This window comes from Paenibacillus jiangxiensis, from assembly GCF_046098255.1.
GTDB classification, from domain to species: Bacteria; Bacillota; Bacilli; order Paenibacillales; family Paenibacillaceae; genus Paenibacillus; species Paenibacillus jiagnxiensis.
Map to the genome: position 1 here is coordinate 17447 of NZ_JBJURI010000017.1, position 16933 is coordinate 34379.

Sequence of the window (16933 nt, forward strand, 5' to 3'; positions counted from 1 at the left end):
TTTGCGCTGCCGGAACAAGCCGACAACAGAGCGGACAGCAATATGACTGCTATACAAGATGAAAGTCCTCGCCTTACAATTGCTCGCATGTTTTTATACTCCCCTCTGCTTGAAAATATCAAAATCTATCGTTATTCCTTCACCGCGCCAACCAGCGCTCCGGAGACGAAGTACCGCTGCAGCCATGGATAGACGATTAGAATGGGCGTTGTCGCGAACATGATGCTGGCCGCTTTAATGCTTTCCGACACCGTTTCGGCCTGCACCGCTCCTTCCTGAGCCGTGAGATCCGTTGTCATGCTGTTCATGACGACCTGATACAGCTTCAATTGAATGGGATACAATTCTGAATTTGTAATATAAAAGAGCGCATCCATGAATGAATTCCACCGGGAAACCGCATAGAACAGGCTAAGGGCAGCCAGCACCGGCAGCGAGAGCGGCAATATGATCCGAATCAGCGTGCCAATGTGGGAGCTGCCATCCAGATGGGCTGACTCCTCCAGGCTGCCCGGAATCGAAGAGAAGAACGTCCGCAGGATGATAAGATTAAATGCGCTGATCATCCCAGGTATTATAAGCGATAATAGACTGTCCAAAAGACCGAGTTCTTTTACAAGCAAGTAATCAGGAATTAACCCCCCGCTGAAGAACATGGTAAAGACAATAAGCAGCATGAACACCGACCGTCCCTTCAGCCTTTCCTTGGTAAGCGGGTACGCCGCGCAGATGCTCATAATCATGCTGATGACCGTGTAGGTCAGTGTCAGAAAAATCGTTAACCCCATCGAGCGAAGCATGCGGGAATCTTGAAATACGATCTCATAGGCGTTCCAATTGAATTCCTGCGGCCAGATCGTTACCCGATCAGACAAGATCGCTTGCTTGGAGCTTAGCGAAACGGCAATGATGTGCAGAAAAGGCAGCAAGCAAATGAGCATGAGCCCTCCTACAATCAACATAATGAGGATATCTGATAACCGAATTTTGGGCCGCTTGCGTGCGATTGAGTCTGTCATTGCTCTTCCCTCCTACCATATGCCTTGCTCACCAGAGCGCTTGGCGATTATATTTGCAAGGACGACGAAGATCAATCCAACGAAAGCCTGGAACAGCCCCATCGCTGTTGCAAGCGAGAATTGCCCCGATTGCAGTCCAACTTTAAATACAAAGGTGCTGATCACTTCCGCGTAATCTTGGACGAGATCGTTTCCCATTATGAAAGGTCTCTCGAAACCAATCGTCATAATATGACCGAGCTGCATGATAAGCATAACGATGATTGTCGGCCGGATCCCGGGCAATGTTATGTGCCACATCTTCTTCAGCTTTCCCGCGCCATCCACTTCTGCCGCTTCGTACAATTCCTTGTTAATACCAGTGATCGCCGCCAAATAAATGATTGTTCCCCAGCCCGCGCTTTGCCAAATGCCTGTTCCAAGATAGACCAGCAGCCAATGATTCTTTTCCGTCAGGAATGGAATCGGCTCTGCACCCAGTATCCCGAGAAAGTTATTCGCCAACCCTCCTTGGGTAGAAAAAATTTGGTAGACAAGCCCGCCAATGATGATCCAGGATATGAAGTGTGGCAAATAGAGAAGCGTCTGCGCCATTTTTTTAAACCACACAACCCTCAGTTCGTTCAGCAGAAGAGCGAGCAGAATGGGCGCGGGAAATGAGAACAACAAGTCCAAAAAATTCAGCATAAGTGTATTTCGGACGACGATATAGAATTGGCTCATCGAGAACAATTCGCGAAAGTTTTCGAACCCCACCCATTCGCTGCCCGTTACCCCTCGAAAGATGCTATAGTCCTGAAATGCAATGGCCGCTCCGTACATAGGAACATATTTGAATAGAATGAAGTACGCGATTGGAAAAACCAGCAGCAAGTATAGCTGATAATCTCTCCGGAACCAGGAAGACCTGCGCTTCGCCCCAGATCGCCAAGCAGGTGCTTTCCCACGTATTGATAATTGCTTCACTGACATCCCTTCCCCCTTTAATCGTATAGCAGCAAATTTGTCTGCAGTTCAAGCGCCTGAACTTAGGTTCGATCAGGTACAAACACTATACTCCGTGGGCATTTGCAGAGACAATAGACTTATTTCCACCGGTTTACCGAATTCCGAAATCCTTGATGCGACTGCTTTTTTCACCGGAGAAAATGATAAAGCCCCGCCTGGTCAGGCGGGGCTTATCGCAGCTAATTCAGTTTATTCCCGTTCCAGCAGTTCCTCGCCGGCGATGCCCGGCTTGGTCATCTGGAATGGGTCAAGAATAATATCAAGCTCTTCTTCTGTCAGCACGTTATACAGCAGAACCAGCTCCCGGACGGATTTGCCCGTCGTGATGGCCTCACGCGCAATGCGGGACACCACTTCATAACCAAGATGCGGGTTGAGCGCTGTAATGATGCCGACACTGTTCTCCACATACTCCCGGAGGCGTTCAACGTTGGCCTGGATGCCTTCGATGCAGTGCACCCGGAACACCGTGAAGCCCTGGTTCATAATCTCCAGTGACTGCAGCAGATTGTATACCAGCACCGGCTCCATGACATTGAGCTCCAGTTGGCCTGCCTCGGAAGCAAGGCAGATCGTGTTATCGTTGCCAATGACCTGAAACGCAATCTGATTAATGACTTCAGGGATCACTGGATTTACCTTGCCGGGCATGATGGATGAGCCTGGCTGCCGTGCAGGCAGCAGCAGCTCACCGAAGCCGGCGCGCGGACCTGATGCCATAAGACGGATATCGTTGGCCACCTTGGACATATTCATCATGCAGATTTTAAGGGACGCAGACACCTCTGTATAAGCATCCGTATTCTGTGTCGCATCCACCAAATGCTCGTCGGCATGCAGCGGAAAACCGCTGATCTCCGACAGCACCTCGGCAACACGCTTGATATAACGGCGGTCCGCATTCAATCCGGTTCCTACCGCTGTTGCACCCATGTTAATGCTCAGCAAATGCTCGCGTGTTGCGGCAACCCGCTTGATGTCGCGGCCCAGCACGCGCGCATAGGCGTCAAACTCCTGGCCCAACCGGATGGGAACCGCATCCTGCAGATGGGTGCGGCCCATTTTAATTACACCGTCAAACTCCTGTGCTTTGCGCTGGAACGCATTGCGCAGCTCATCCATCGTACCGAGAAGTTTGTCCAACATCGCCAATGTCGCAACATGGACCGCAGTCGGGAAGGAATCATTCGTCGACTGTGCCATATTCACATGGTTGTTGGGGCTCAGTTCCTTATAATTCCCTTTGGACAATCCCATCAGCTCTAGCGCACGGTTCGCAATCACTTCATTTGTATTCATATTAATAGACGTTCCCGCTCCACCCTGGATCGGGTCTACGATGAAATGGTCATGCCATTGACCGTTAATCACTTCTTCCGCCGCCTTGACGATGGCTTCTCCCTTGGGCCGATGCAGGCGGGTAAGCTCCATATTGACGGTCGCGGCCGCCTTTTTCACTATCGCCATAGCCTTGATCAGCTCGGGGTGCAGACACTGTCCCGTAATCGGAAAATTTTCCGCGGCTCTCATCGTCTGAACGCCGTAATAAGCGTCGTCGGGCACCTCTTTGGTTCCTAAAAAGTCATGTTCCAGCCTCATTCTTCATTCCTCCGCTGTGCATACTCGTATCGAATTTTCCCGGTATAACTTTCCTTTTCGGGTCCTCACTCATTATACGTTTCCCACGCAGCAGATTTCCAGTCAAACATCATGGGTTAATACAATGGGCGAGGCGATCCGGCAAGCTTTTAACTCACCAACTTCAAACCCACTGCAGATCCAAGTACCATGGTAATACACATAATTCTTAGAATGTTTTTTGGCTCACCATAAAATATCATACCGAGAATAGCCCCTCCTGATGCTCCTATTCCTGTCCAAACTGCATATGCCGTTCCCATTGGCAGTGTTTTCATCGCCAGCGACAAGAACATAAAGCTTAAGCCAAAACCTGCTAGTAATAAAACAAGTGATTTCACATTGCGATCCTTGTTCAACTTATTAATCATCAGAACCCCTATCATTTCAAATATGCCCGCCAAAATAAGAAATACCCAATTCATGTTTTATGCCACCTCCTCTTTCTTCTCCTTGCTTAACATCTTTAGACCTATAACTCCCAACAGAAGCACTCCAATGAGCAGCATCTTTTCAAATTGAACAGAAGAACCAAATAAAATAATTTCCGCCAATACCGTGCCTGCTGTACCCAATCCAACAAATACTGCGTACACGGTTCCCACAGGAAGTGAGCGGGACGCTCTAATCATTAATGTGAAACTCAAAATGATTGCGATCACTGTAGCTCCCCATTCCAAAACCCCAGTGGCATGTTTCAATCCAATGACCCATCCCACCTCGATCAACGCAGCAATAATGACAGACAACCACGTTTTGTTCATTACTTTCACACTCCTCTTTAGAATTACGCCACATACGGTATTTACCAAATGCAGCAAAAAAACAAAAAAAGCCTGGGAAACAAACTGTCATTCAACAGTTTATCTCCCGGGCTTTTATCCCTCCGTGACACAACACCTAAGGTTGTGAGCTATCTCTCGGACCAGCCGATATAAAATCGCGGAACCCTAGATAACATGTTTAATTCATTTTTCCTCTCAAATTATACACATTTCCTATTAACTTTCAACCCCTGCAAATAAATTTCCAGTAGGGTGTCAAAAGTCTGTTCTATTCGAATCATTTTACTAAATTCAGACCAGGTGAATTCTGTGGTACACTAATCACAATCAGCATTCAAAAAAAGAACCGATAGGATGAGCACAATGATGGAACATTTAATGAACTCGCATGTAAAAGACATTCAGATCAGCGGTATCCGCAAGATTGCCAACAAAGCGGCAGGCATACCGGACGTCGTGTCCCTGACCCTCGGGCAGCCTGATTTTCCGACTCCCCGCCATATTATGGAGGCTGCTCACCGTGCCATTGATGAAGGACGTACCGCCTATACGCCAAATGCGGGATTGCCTGAGCTGCGCGACGCTGCCGCAAATTACATAACAAGCAAATATGGACTTTATTACCGGGGAAATGATGAGGTTATTATCACGAACGGGGCCAGTCAGGCGCTTGATATCACACTGCGCACGATCCTTTCCCCCGGGGACGAGGTGATTTTGCCAGGCCCCATTTATCCCGGCTATGAGCCTTTAATCCGCCTTTCGGGCGGTATTCCCGTTTTGGTCGATACCCGTCCTTCCGGCTTCAAATTGACTGCCGAGCTGCTTGAGCCTCATTTGACAGCCAAAACCAAAGCGGTGATTCTCGGTTATCCCTCCAATCCGACAGGCCGTGTCATGACGGCAGCAGAACTGCAGCAAATCGCTGAACTGCTGCAGGAGCGTGAACTCTTTGTCATTTCCGATGAAATTTACAGCGAGCTTGTTTATGATGTGCCGCATGCCTCCATCGCTTCCATGAAAGGAATGCGTGAGCGGACCATTGTCATCAACGGCCTGTCCAAGTCCCATTCCATGACTGGATGGCGGATCGGCTTTACCTTGGCACCTGCTGTAATTACGCAGCATATGGTCAAGGTTCACCAATATAATGTGACCTGTGCCAGTTCGATCAGCCAGTACGCAGCCCTGGAGGCACTAATAGCCGGGGCCGATGATGCGCTGCCCATGCGCGAGGAATACCGCAAGCGCCGGGACTATGTCCACGGTCGCCTGACTGCGATGGGCATGCCTTTGGACAAACCGGAAGGGGCCTTCTATCTGTTCCCGTCCATTCAGCAGTTTGGCCTGAAATCCATGGAATTTTCGCTCCGTCTGCTTGAAGAGTATGCAACCGCCGTTGTACCGGGGGACGCATTTTCAGTTTACGGTGAAGGCTATATCCGCATCTCCTACGCGTGCTCGCAGGCGGTATTGGAGCAGGGGCTGGACAGACTGGAAGGATTTATCCACAAACTGCCTTGACGCATCGGCAACTTTTCCCAATTAGCAAGCGTCATATATGGTGTGCAAATTTACTTTCAGCTAATTGGAAAAGGAGCAGTTTATGACGATGACAACACTTCCGTTTGTGAAAAATTTGTTCATGACAGCCATGGCTGCGCTGATATCCGCCGTTCTCCTGAATGCCGGAACGATGGAGGCAGCGCCAGCCTCAACTTCCGGCGTGAACATTACCTTCAATGGAGATGAATTTACGCCGGAAGCCAAGCCCTTTACAAAAGATGGAACCATTTTCCTCCCACTGCGTGATCTAGGAAACCTGCTCAACGCTGTCGTATACTGGAGCGCCAAGGATAAAACCGTGACCCTGACCTATCCGGAGCGCCTGGTCACGCTGAAGCTTGGCAGCCGGGAGGCTGACATTAACGGAGTGAAAACCGCCCTGTCCGCACCCATCCAGATGAAAAATCAGCGTGTGTATGTGCCTCTCCGCTTTTTCTCGGAGGCAACCGGAGCCAAAGTCGAATGGAAAGCGGCGTCCCGCACGGTGGCGATCACAGCAAATGCTTCTTATGTGAAAAACCTGCCGGAAAATCCGGCGGTTTGGGTCAACCGTAAAACCGGTGATCTGTACACCTCCGCCTCATTCTTCTCCAAGCCTGCAAAAGCCGGCACGCTGAACGCCGATTTTCAAGAATATTTGGAGGTGACCGCAGTCAAGCTGGACGGAGACGGACTAATGGTCACGGTTTTAGATAACTACGGTGAACCTCATATTAATTTCGATGTGTATACAGCCTTCGTAAAAGACAATAAATTGCTTAAAGAAACCAAGGCCCACTATTGGCAGCGCTACGAGGCAAATGTAATCTCATCGGAGGGCCGACCTCTTTTGACGGATGGTAAAACTTTATATTTGCTGAATAAGGACGGTAAGGAACTGGCTTCCTATGATCTTCCGGCGCTTGTGGGGCTTGATGAAGAATACACCGTTGCAGCAGTGGACGATTCTTATCTCATTGTACGGCCGAACCGGACGGGATTGTTAACGCTGATTAATCTGGACAACAATCAGGTTGTAAAGCTGTATCAGGAGCTTCTTCCCACAGCTGAAGACCTGGAGTATGCGGAAAAGAACGATGTCCCTTATCACGGAGATACGCTCATTTTTGCGGGAGAAACGGATGACGGCACCTTGAAGTTCCTGTATGACAGCCCGTTTGACAAAAAAGGCGAGCTGGAGCTGTACTATACTTTATAAAAAAACGAAAAAGCCTCCGCACCACTTTATTGTGGAGCCGGAGGCTTTTTGGTCATGGTCTGGCTAATCCAGACTCATTTTGAACTGTAAATACAGCTCGTTATAATGAGCCAGCATACGCTTTCCGAGATTGTCGTATACCTCAAGACGCTTAATCAGATCGGGCTCCGGATAGAAGCGGGTGTCGCCGGAAATATCCTCCGGCAGCAACGCCAAAGCCGCTTTGTTCGGGGTGGAGTAACCGACATATTCGGTGTTCTGTACCGCGACCTCCGGATCCAGCATGAAGTTGATGAATTTGTGGGCCGCCTCCACATGGGTGGCCGTCTTTGGGATGACCATATTGTCAAACCACAGATTGGAGCCTTCCTCCGGGACGGTGTAATCCAGCTTCTCGTTCTCACCCATAATTTCCGAGGCGTCACCGGACCAAACGAGCCCGACCGCACCTTCTTCATTCGCCAGCATCATCTTGATCTCGTCGCCGACAACGGCCTTCACATTCGGGGAGAGCTGCTTGAGCTTAGCCAAGGCCTCCTGCAAATGAGCCTCTTCCGTATCATTGAGCGAGTAACCGAGGCTGTTCAGCCCCATACCCATCACTTCACGGGTTCCGTCCGCCAGCAGGATGTTGTTGCGCAGCCTTGGGTCCCACAGATCGTCCCAGCTGTTGAAGTCAATTCCTTTTGTCATTTCAGGGTTGAATATAATGCCAACCGTGCCCCAGAAATATGGAACCGAATACTTATTGCCCTCGTCGAAGGACAGATTCATAAAGCGGGAATCGATATTTTTCAGGTTCGGCAGCTTGGAATGATCGAGCGGAATCAGCAAATTCTGTTCCTTCATCTTCGAAATGGCATAATCCGAGGGCATGGCTACATCGAAGGAGGTGCCGCCCTGCTCAATCTTCGTCAGCATCGCTTCATTGGAGTCAAAGGTCTGGTAAATGACCGTGATGCCTGTCTCCTTCTGGAATCGGTCCAGCAGCTCGGGATCGATATAATCGCCCCAGTTGTATATGGTCAGCGTATTCCCGCCCGAGTACCCTTGACTGGAATTCAGCCATGCGGCCACTCCCATCAGGATAAAGGCAGCGGCAAAAACCGACACGAACACTCTAACAAGAGATTTCATTGCGGCACCCCCGCTTCAGCCGCAGACTCCTTGACCCGTGCCGCCTTCAGCATGGAAGTCTGGTTGTACCTGCGGTTAATGAAATAGTAGCCGATGACCAGCAGCACGGTGAACAGGAAGATCAGCGTGGACAGGGCATTAATCGACAATGCCACGCCCTGCCGGGCCCGCGAATAAATTTCAACCGACAGGGTTGAATATCCGCTGCCTGTCACAAAGAAGGTCACCGCAAAATCGTCCAGGGAGTAGGTCAGAGCCATGAAGAAACCTGAAAAAATTCCCGGTTTAATAAACGGCAGAACGACCTTCGTTAGCACATCCGTCCGGCTGGCCCCCAGGTCGCGCGCGGCATCCACCAGTGTCGGGCTCATCTCCTGCAGCCGCGGCAGAATCATCAGCACCGTAATCGGGATGCTGAACGCGATATGCGAAAGCAGCACAGACACAAAGCCCAGCTTGATGCCGGCGATGGTAAACAGAATGAGGAACGATGCCCCGATAATGACGTCAGGATTGACGATCAGCACATTGTTCAGCGAGAGCAGCGTATTTTTGACACGTCTGCGCTGTACACGCTCAATCGCCAAGGCCCCCATAATACCAATCATCGTGGCAATGGCGGACGACAGCAGCGCAATCACCAGCGTGTTGATCACAATGATGATGAGCCGGGTGTCCTGGAACACCTCCATATACCATTCAAGTGTAAAACCTTCAAAGCCGTGCATCGTACCGCCGCTGTTGAAGGAGTAATACATCAGATACAGAATCGGCGCATACAGCACCAGAAACACAAGAAAGAGATACACGCTGGCGAGCCTGGACTTATTTTCCACGCTGCACCTCCCCTCTGCCGCCAAACAGCAGCATGAGAATAATCATGGCGACAATCAGGAATACCGCAACCGTCGAGCCCATCCCCCAGTCCTGGGTGACCAGAAAATGCTGCTCGATGGCCGTACCCAGCGTGATCACCTTGTTGCCTGCAATAAGCCGGGTAATCATAAACAGGGACAACGCGGGAATAAAGACAGCCATGCATCCTGAGCGGACTCCCCCCAGGGTGAGCGGAAACACCACCCGCCGAAAGGCCGTCCACTTCGAAGCCCCGAGATCGCGCGCCGCAGCCAGCAGTGAAGGGTTGAGCCCTTCCAACGCGTTGAAAATCGGCAAAACCATAAACGGGATAAATATATATACAGATACAAACACAAAGCTGAAGCTGGAGAACAGCAGCTGCTGTTCTCCAATGCCAATGACGCTGAGCAGGCTGTTGATTGGCCCCTGTGTACCGAAAATGCCAATGAAGGCATAAGTCTTCAGCAGCAGATTGATCCATGTCGGCAGAATAATGAGCAAGAGCCACAGCTGCTTGTGCTTCGTCCGGGTCAAATAATAGGCCGCCGGGTAGGCTACCAGCAGTGAAAACACGGTTACAAGCAGCGCATACCAGAAGGAGCTGAGCGTCATTTGCAAATAGATCGGTGTCATAAAGTTGGCGTAATTCGCCAGCGTAAAATTCCCGTCCACATCGAAAAAGGAATAATACAGCACCAGCAGCACAGGCGCCACAACAAACAGCATAATCCACAAATAATAGGGCAGCAGATATACTGCGCGCGTATTACCGGACATGTGGCTGCACCTCTTCGTAAGCCTCCAGGCGGCGGTCGAATTCTTCCTCAGTCTCCCCGAATCTCATGACATGAATGGCCTCAGGATCAAAATACAACCCGATTTCACTGCCAGGATCGGCGCGGCGGGTGGAATGCACCAGCCATTCATGGCCCGATTCGTCGTAACAGCTGATTTCATAATGGACACCGCGGAACAGCTGGGTGTCGACCTTTACCCGCAGCTTGCCTTCATCGACGGCGGTAATCTGCAGATCCTCCGGGCGAATGACGATCTCCACTTCCTCATTCGGACGAAGTCCCGCATCCACGCACTCGTACTGCCGTCCGTTGAATTCAACGAGATAATCGGAGAGCATTTTGGCAGGTACAATATTCGATTCGCCGATGAAATCCGCTACAAAACGGTTGATCGGCTCGTCATAAATGTCATTCGGTGTCCCACTCTGCTCAATTTTGCCGCGGTTCATGACAAAAATTTCATCCGACATGGCCAGAGCTTCCTCCTGATCGTGTGTGACGAAAATAAACGTAATGCCAAGCCGCTGCTGCATTTCGCGCAGCACGTACTGCATTTCCGTCCGCAGCTTCAGATCAAGCGCAGACAACGGCTCATCCAGCAGCAGCACCTCCGGCTCGTTGACGATTGCCCGGGCAATAGCGACGCGCTGACGCTGGCCGCCGGACATTTCGCTGATGCTGCGCTGCTCGTAGCCTTCCAGGTTGACGAAGCTCAGCGCCTGCTTCACCTTGGCGTCAATGTCGCGCTTGTTCATTTTTTTGATGCGCAGGCCAAATGCGATATTCTCATACACATTCAGATGCGGGAACAGGGCATAGTCCTGAAACACTGTATTGACCTGGCGCTCATTCGCAGGCACGCGGTTAATCAGCTTGCCGTTCATATAGATAGAGCCTTCCGTCGGCTCGGCAAAGCCGGCAATCATGCGCAAGATCGTCGTTTTACCGCAGCCCGATGGCCCCAGCAGGGTATAAAACTTGCCCTTCTCAATGGTAAAGCTGACATTCGACAGAACGGGCGGATCGTTATCATAACGCTTCGTTACGTTCTCGAATCTTATGATCGGCTGCTCTTCCATTATGACCTCCTAATGTCCGGGAGCCTTCAGGCTGCACCGGGGCGCTGCTGTGCGCCGTTTTATTTTGTTACCACACTTATTCACGAATTCAATCACGGCAAAACCCCTTTCTCATGCCATTACAGCAGGGAAAAGGGCTCCAGTATGGGGAATGTTTTTACGACTGAGATTTCCAGGTGAAGTAATCGGTCATGACCCGAATGGCCACACCTATGGCTTCCTCCTTTGGCTCAAGCTTGGCATGATGCAGCCCGTACGGTGTGTCCACGCCCAGCCAGAACATAAATCCTGGAATGCGTTCAAGGAAATATCCGAAATCCTCACCAGTCATCGCTTCACTGCATTCCACCAGCTTCACATCCTCGCGTCCGCTGAGCCAGTCCATAAATTCATCGGTCAATTGGGCCTCATTGAACACCTGCCGGTAGTTCGAGCCATAATCGATCTCGGCCTTGCACTCGAAGCCTGCTTCAATTCCGCGCAGCAGAGCCTCGATTCTGGACTTGATCACTGTCATCGTCTCCGCCGACAGCGTCCGGATCGTGCCTTCAAGGCGGGCCGTTTCAGCAATAATATTCTGCTTGGTGCCGCTCTCCACCTTGCCGATCGTAATGACGGCCGCATCCAGCGGGTTGATATTACGCGCCACAATTGTCTGCAGCTGTCCGACCAGTTGAGATCCAGCCACCACCATATCATTTGCCCGGTGCGGATAGGCCGCATGACCTCCGACACCTGTCAGGTCAATAAACAGCTCGGACGTATTGGCGAATAAAATGCCGGGGCGCGTAGCAATCGTGCCTACCGGATACTCGGGGGCGATATGCAGACCCACGATCTGGTCTGGCATCCAATCTTCCAGCTCCTCGCTTCCCAGCATCGGCAGCGCCCCTCCGGGTCCCTCTTCGGCGGGCTGGAACAGCACGACCAGATCGTCAGCCATCGGCTCGGTAGCGAAATGGGTCACAATGCCAAGGCCGATGGTCATGTGGAGATCATGGCCGCAGGCATGCATATAGCCCGGATGCTGCGATTTGAAGTCATACCCGGTCTCCTCTTCAATGGGCAGGGCGTCCATATCCGCACGATAGCCAAAACGGCGCTTGGGCGCAGTCCCGCGAATCAGCACCAGAATCCCCGTTCTCCATGTGCGCACCTCCAGCCTGTCCTGCGGCAGACCAGCGATATAATCGAGCAGATATCTCTGTGTCTTGAACTCCATGAAGCCAGGCTCCGGAATCTGGTGTAAATCGCGCCGGATCTGAAAGTATGTACTGAAGTTCCCTGTTGTCATCGTCGTTCCAGACCTCCTTTCGACACATAGTTGCATAAATCATCATAGCTTATAATTGTTAGAAGAACGTCAATCCTAGAAACAAGTTAAGGCCCGGCGCGTCCGCCGAGCCTTGTCCGAGGTTGCCGTCTACGTATCCTGAAATTAAAGGGTGCGCAGCTCCTGCAAAATTTCCGTTTTGGATCTTGTCTTGTCGTCGACCTGCTTGATCACCTTCGCAGGTGTTCCCGCCACTACGGAGAATGGAGGAACATCTTCCGTTACGACAGCGCCGGCCGCCACGACGGAACCCTCGCCGATACGTACGCCTTCAAGGACAACGGCGTTCGCGCCGACCAGTACATCGTCCTCCAGCACTACAGGCTGCGCGGAAGGCGGCTCAATGACGCCTGCAAGCACAGCGCCTGCGCCAACATGGCACATTTTGCCGACTTTAACACGTCCGCCAAGCACGGCGCCCATATCGATCATGGTGCCTTGGCCGATCTCTACGCCGATGTTGATCACCGCGCCCATCATAATAACGGCGTTATCGCCGATGCCAACCATGTCGCGGATGATCGCGCCCGGTTCAATGCGCGCATTGATGCCCTTCAGATCCAGCATGGGAACAGCCGAATTGCGGCGGTCGTTCTCTACCACATAATCTTCTTCTTTGGCATTGTTGCTGTCGAGCACAGCCTTGATATCGGCCCAGTCGCCAAATACGACGCCAGCGCCACCGGAAATAAAGGATTGAACGTTCTCCCCGAAGTTCACGGAAGCCAGTTCACCTTTAACGTATACTTTGACAGGGGTCTTTTTCTTGCTGTTCTTGATCAGATTGATTACGTCTTGAGTGTTCATTTCAATAGACATCTCGGTTCAACCACTCCTTCATCGCAGGTCATACGCTTTCCTTATGGATACAAACATGCTCCTTTTGGAAACAAGCATACACTATAATCCTTTATAGCATAAAAGACAGGGCCCCGCAATTGATACCTTTCAGGTCATACCATTGCGAAGCCCTTATTTACAGCGGTTTTCCGCCGATTTATGAAATCTTTATTGCAGTGTGTTCAGCGTCTTGTAAATATGACCCATAAAGCCTTCCAGCGGCTCTCCTTGCGGGGCGTTGATTTTAACCGCAAAGCCCTGGCCTTCATTCTCCAGTACGATGTATTTCTGAGTTACACCGTTGCCGGTAGCGGAGAGGAATAATTTGGAACCTTCCAGATCGGCGGGAATATCTGACCCTTCAGCCTTCTCCACTTCACCGGTTTCCGCCAGCTCTTCTTTGCCTTCTTTCTCAAGCGTATCGAGCTTAAAGTCGGATGGCAGCTTGGTAATCTCCGCATAGTAGTTATCATCTACCGCCAGGGCAACCCTGTTCTGGTCCGGGAAAAAGGACATCATATCAAACACGTACAGCGAGTAGCCGTCTCCCTGTGCCAGCTCAGCCGTGCGATCCTCCTTCGTTCCTTCCAGATTCACCTCGAACGTTGCGGTTGCAGGACGTGCGCCGCCTTGTCCACCTTGTGCGGTATCATTGTCACCATGTGAAGCAGCATCCCCTGTTTTCGTAATTTTAGTGATAGTGAGCTGCTTGGCTGTATCTCCTTCAATCGCTTCTTCAGTATACTCGAAAGAAACGGCGTCCCCTTCATTCAATTGAGCGATCTCTGCGTCAACGCCTTCGCCAAGCTGAAATGCAGAGGGTTCACCGTCTACTTCAATTTCCACGGTATGAGGATCGGCCTGTCCATTATACACCCCTGTACCGGTAAGCGTCTCCGGTGTCTGGACAGCAGGTTCGTTCTGTTCCGGAGCCGGAGTGTTGGCGGCTGGCGTATTATTAGCCGGCGGACTGACTTGCTTGCCGCCGCAGGCGGACAGGATAAGAGCCATTACGGAAGCAAGCGCTGCTGCATAGATCATTCGTTTTTTTATCAAAAGTAACACCTCCACATTATTTAGACGACAATTGGCTGGAAAAGTTCCTCTTCTCACTAACTTGCTCCCCCGTGCTTGAGCGGGAAGCTCTTCGGCACGGCAATACGGGAATTTGGTTTGGGGCTATTCCACACCTGCTGGCGGTCAGGTATAATGATATTTTGTCTGACACACCATTCTTACCCGTTTTTTAATCTGAATTCACGGAGATGCAAAATGAATACCCATCAGAAATCGTTCTACTCTCTGGAGCTCCTCTACGTCATCGGCATTATTGCCATTTCATTTTCTTCCATTTTTATAAGATGGTCGGAGGCGGAGGTATCCGTCATCGCCATGTACCGATTGTACCTGACGAATTTGCTGATGCTGCCGCTCGCATGGAAATACCGCCATGAGCTGTTCAAGCTGACAGGCAGGCAGTGGCTGCTGATGGCCGGATCTGGAATCATGCTCGGGCTGCATTTTTTGTTCTGGATGAATTCCCTGCGCTTGACCACCGTTGCCAGTTCTACCGTTATTCTAACGCTTGAACCGATTCTTGTCATGCTCGGATCGTTCTGGCTTTTCCACACACGGGCCAACCGGATGATGATCATCGGCATGTCCCTTGCCGTTGTTGGCTCCATCGCCATCGGGGCGGGAGATTTCCGCGCCTCGGGAAACGCTCTGCTGGGGGACTTCCTGTCCTTGCTGGGAACCATTGCGGTCGCGGTTCATATGCTGTTCGGCAAGCATCTGCGGGAATCCATAAGCGCCTATGTATACAACTTCTGGGTATTCGCCATAGCCGCAAGCTCGATGGCTCTTTACAATGTGGGCAGCGGATTTGCATTTACCGGCTACGCCTGGCGTGAATGGGGACTGTTCCTGCTGCTGGCGATCGTGCCGACCCTGTTCGGCCACTACCTGTTCAACTGGCTGCTGAAATATATCAATGCAACAGCCGTATCCATGGCCGTGCTCGGCGAGCCTGTCATCTCCTCCATCCTGGCCTGGCTGCTGCTGCATGAAAGGCTGACGGCCGTGCAGCTGCTGGCGGGCATGCTCATTCTGTGTGGGGTGTGGATGTTTATCCGTTTTGGAAGTGACTTTAAGAAGCCGGTTAGTGCTGCTGGTGACAATAAACTGAGCAAGGCGGGATAGGGCGACTCTTGCGCTCCCGGGACAACTGCCTCTACGCCATGTGTGCCTTGCCGCTGTGCTGCTCTCCTGTACTGCAGGCTGTGCGGACCTTGCGAGGCACCGCTCTACTCCACTAGTTTTATGCGGACACGAGGAGCGCCACACTGCGTACTTCGCGCTATGGGGACTTGAGAGGCCTTATTTGGATAAAAAAGCACGTTCCACTCAAGTAAACGGACCGTATCGTCCTTATTCTGTTAAAAATGTTCTTCAAGAGCGGAAATTCATATAAATAACTGCAGCTCGGTCCGCTTGGAAGTGAAGCAGCCATAATTTTGCGTAAATAAGGGCTCTCCGGTCCGCTCCAAGCCAAAAGAGGCACCCAAAAAGTATTGAAACTACACTTTTAAAGGGTTCCTCTTTTGTTTTAACCGGAATTCTAAGGTTTTGGGGGAAGAGCGCTGTTATTTTGCAAAATGTTACTTTACAATGATCCTGCACTTGGTATGCTTAAACTATTAAAAGGAGATGAGAACATGCTACATACCGTACCGATCAAGTGGCTGCTGGCCCGGTTATATGAACCGGACCTGGTCATCGTGGACTGCCGTTTCTGGCTGAACGATACTGCAGCGGGAGAGCAAAAGTATCTTGAAGAGCACATTCCCCGCGCAGTTTATCTGGATCTGGACAAAGACCTGTCCGCACCTGTGACCGAGCACGGCGGACGGCATCCGCTGCCGGATGTGGAAGCGATGAGCCGCACGTTCGGACAGGCCGGGATCAACCAGGATAGTCGCGTCGTCATCTACGATGACAACAACGGCATGAACGCGGCCCGGGTCTGGTGGATGCTGACCTATCTTGGGCATGAGAATGTCTATGTGCTGGAGCAGGACTTCACGGCCTGGAAGCAGGCCAAATATCCGGTGACGCAAGAGCGGCCGGTTGTTGTTCCTACGTCATTTACGGCTCAAGTGAAGCCGGATATGCTGGCGCAGATGGAAGAAGTGCGCGAGGTGTCCAGCCAGGCGGGACAGGACGACAAGCTCCCGGCTGGCTCCCCCATCCTGATCGACTCCAGAGACCACCGCCGCTATCTCGGACTGGAAGAGCCGCTGGACAAGAAAGCGGGCCACATTCCGGGCGCGATCAACTTCTTCTGGAAAGACGTAGTGAATGAGGACGGCAGCCTGAAGAGCACGGAACAGCTGGAGCAGCATTTCATTGAGTTGGATAAGGATGCCGAAATCATCGCGTACTGCGGCTCCGGTGTATCGGCCTGTCCGAACGTGCTGGGATTAAAGCGGGCTGGATTTAACAATGTGAAGCTGTATGCAGGCAGTTGGAGTGACTGGATTAGCTATGAGGAGAATCCGGTAGCGACCGGGGAAGAGTAGAAGCAGTACAAAGTATATGATGATGATACACCGCCCTCAGCTTTGAGAATTAGGCGGTGTATTTTTATACTCAGAGTCATTTGGTTGACGAGAC

The 16933-nt window shown here is 51.3% G+C and carries 16 protein-coding genes and 1 riboswitch; of the genes, 4 read left to right on the top strand and 12 right to left on the bottom strand.

Annotated elements, in window-relative coordinates; all coding sequences use genetic code 11:
* Window positions 1–131 precede the first annotated feature (131 nt).
* The 5 genes from ACI1P2_RS16835 to ACI1P2_RS16855 form a co-directional block, all read right to left on the bottom strand.
* Entirely contained in the window at window positions 132–1019 is an 888-nt protein-coding gene (locus tag ACI1P2_RS16835) for a carbohydrate ABC transporter permease (protein WP_355321010.1), read from the bottom strand.
* Between the two features lie 12 nt (window positions 1020–1031).
* Window positions 1032–1991 (bottom strand): ABC transporter permease, encoded by a 960-nt coding sequence (locus tag ACI1P2_RS16840; protein ID WP_355321011.1) that lies wholly within the window; start codon window positions 1989–1991, stop codon window positions 1032–1034.
* A 225-nt stretch (window positions 1992–2216) separates the two neighbouring features.
* On the bottom strand, window positions 2217–3626 hold the full coding sequence (gene aspA / locus ACI1P2_RS16845; protein ID WP_355321012.1) for an aspartate ammonia-lyase: 1410 nt from the start codon (window positions 3624–3626) through the stop codon (window positions 2217–2219).
* A gap of 149 nt (window positions 3627–3775) precedes the next feature.
* Entirely contained in the window at window positions 3776–4090 is a 315-nt protein-coding gene (locus tag ACI1P2_RS16850) for a DMT family transporter (RefSeq protein WP_355321013.1), read from the bottom strand.
* 3 nt (window positions 4091–4093) lie between these two features.
* Window positions 4094–4429 (bottom strand): DMT family transporter, encoded by a 336-nt coding sequence (locus tag ACI1P2_RS16855; RefSeq protein ID WP_355321014.1) that lies wholly within the window; start codon window positions 4427–4429, stop codon window positions 4094–4096.
* 101 nt (window positions 4430–4530) lie between these two features.
* Window positions 4531–4630, bottom strand: a riboswitch (guanidine-I (ykkC/yxkD leader).
* Between the two features lie 186 nt (window positions 4631–4816).
* On the opposite strand from ACI1P2_RS16855, the gene ACI1P2_RS16860 reads away from it, so the two are divergent.
* Complete coding sequence (locus ACI1P2_RS16860; RefSeq protein WP_355321128.1) at window positions 4817–5974, top strand: aminotransferase A; 1158 nt, start codon at window positions 4817–4819, stop codon at window positions 5972–5974.
* Between the two features lie 82 nt (window positions 5975–6056).
* A complete protein-coding gene (locus ACI1P2_RS16865; protein ID WP_355321015.1) occupies window positions 6057–7214 on the top strand; it encodes a copper amine oxidase N-terminal domain-containing protein in 1158 nt (385 codons plus the stop codon).
* Between the two features lie 63 nt (window positions 7215–7277).
* Here the strand turns inward: ACI1P2_RS16865 and ACI1P2_RS16870 are convergent, their stop codons facing one another.
* From ACI1P2_RS16870 to ACI1P2_RS16900, 7 genes are all read right to left on the bottom strand, one after another.
* Window positions 7278–8351 (bottom strand): ABC transporter substrate-binding protein, encoded by a 1074-nt coding sequence (locus tag ACI1P2_RS16870; protein WP_355321016.1) that lies wholly within the window; start codon window positions 8349–8351, stop codon window positions 7278–7280.
* Complete coding sequence (locus ACI1P2_RS16875; protein ID WP_355321017.1) at window positions 8348–9187, bottom strand: ABC transporter permease; 840 nt, start codon at window positions 9185–9187, stop codon at window positions 8348–8350. Before ACI1P2_RS16875 ends, ACI1P2_RS16870 begins: the two co-directional genes overlap by 4 nt.
* Window positions 9177–9986, bottom strand: coding sequence for an ABC transporter permease (locus ACI1P2_RS16880; protein ID WP_355321018.1), 810 nt, complete (start codon window positions 9984–9986; stop codon window positions 9177–9179). Before ACI1P2_RS16880 ends, ACI1P2_RS16875 begins: the two co-directional genes overlap by 11 nt.
* Window positions 9976–11085 carry an ABC transporter ATP-binding protein gene (locus tag ACI1P2_RS16885; RefSeq protein WP_355321019.1) on the bottom strand — a complete coding sequence of 370 codons (1110 nt, stop codon included), beginning with the start codon at window positions 11083–11085 and terminating at the stop codon, window positions 9976–9978. The genes ACI1P2_RS16880 and ACI1P2_RS16885 overlap by 11 nt, the downstream gene beginning before the upstream one ends.
* Window positions 11086–11242: 157 nt before the next feature.
* Window positions 11243–12379 (bottom strand): N-acetyldiaminopimelate deacetylase, encoded by a 1137-nt coding sequence (locus tag ACI1P2_RS16890; RefSeq protein ID WP_355321020.1) that lies wholly within the window; start codon window positions 12377–12379, stop codon window positions 11243–11245.
* 144 nt (window positions 12380–12523) lie between these two features.
* Entirely contained in the window at window positions 12524–13237 is a 714-nt protein-coding gene (dapD, locus tag ACI1P2_RS16895; protein ID WP_355321021.1) for a 2,3,4,5-tetrahydropyridine-2,6-dicarboxylate N-acetyltransferase, read from the bottom strand.
* A 189-nt stretch (window positions 13238–13426) separates the two neighbouring features.
* Window positions 13427–14314 (bottom strand): hypothetical protein, encoded by an 888-nt coding sequence (locus tag ACI1P2_RS16900; RefSeq protein WP_355321022.1) that lies wholly within the window; start codon window positions 14312–14314, stop codon window positions 13427–13429.
* Between the two features lie 216 nt (window positions 14315–14530).
* Between ACI1P2_RS16900 and ACI1P2_RS16905 the strand changes: the two genes are divergently transcribed.
* Both ACI1P2_RS16905 and ACI1P2_RS16910 read left to right on the top strand, forming a co-directional pair.
* Window positions 14531–15460 carry a DMT family transporter gene (locus ACI1P2_RS16905; RefSeq protein ID WP_355321023.1) on the top strand — a complete coding sequence of 310 codons (930 nt, stop codon included), beginning with the start codon at window positions 14531–14533 and terminating at the stop codon, window positions 15458–15460.
* Window positions 15461–15975: 515 nt separating this feature from the next.
* Window positions 15976–16839 carry a sulfurtransferase gene (locus ACI1P2_RS16910; protein WP_355321024.1) on the top strand — a complete coding sequence of 288 codons (864 nt, stop codon included), beginning with the start codon at window positions 15976–15978 and terminating at the stop codon, window positions 16837–16839.
* Window positions 16840–16933: the final 94 nt, after the last annotated feature.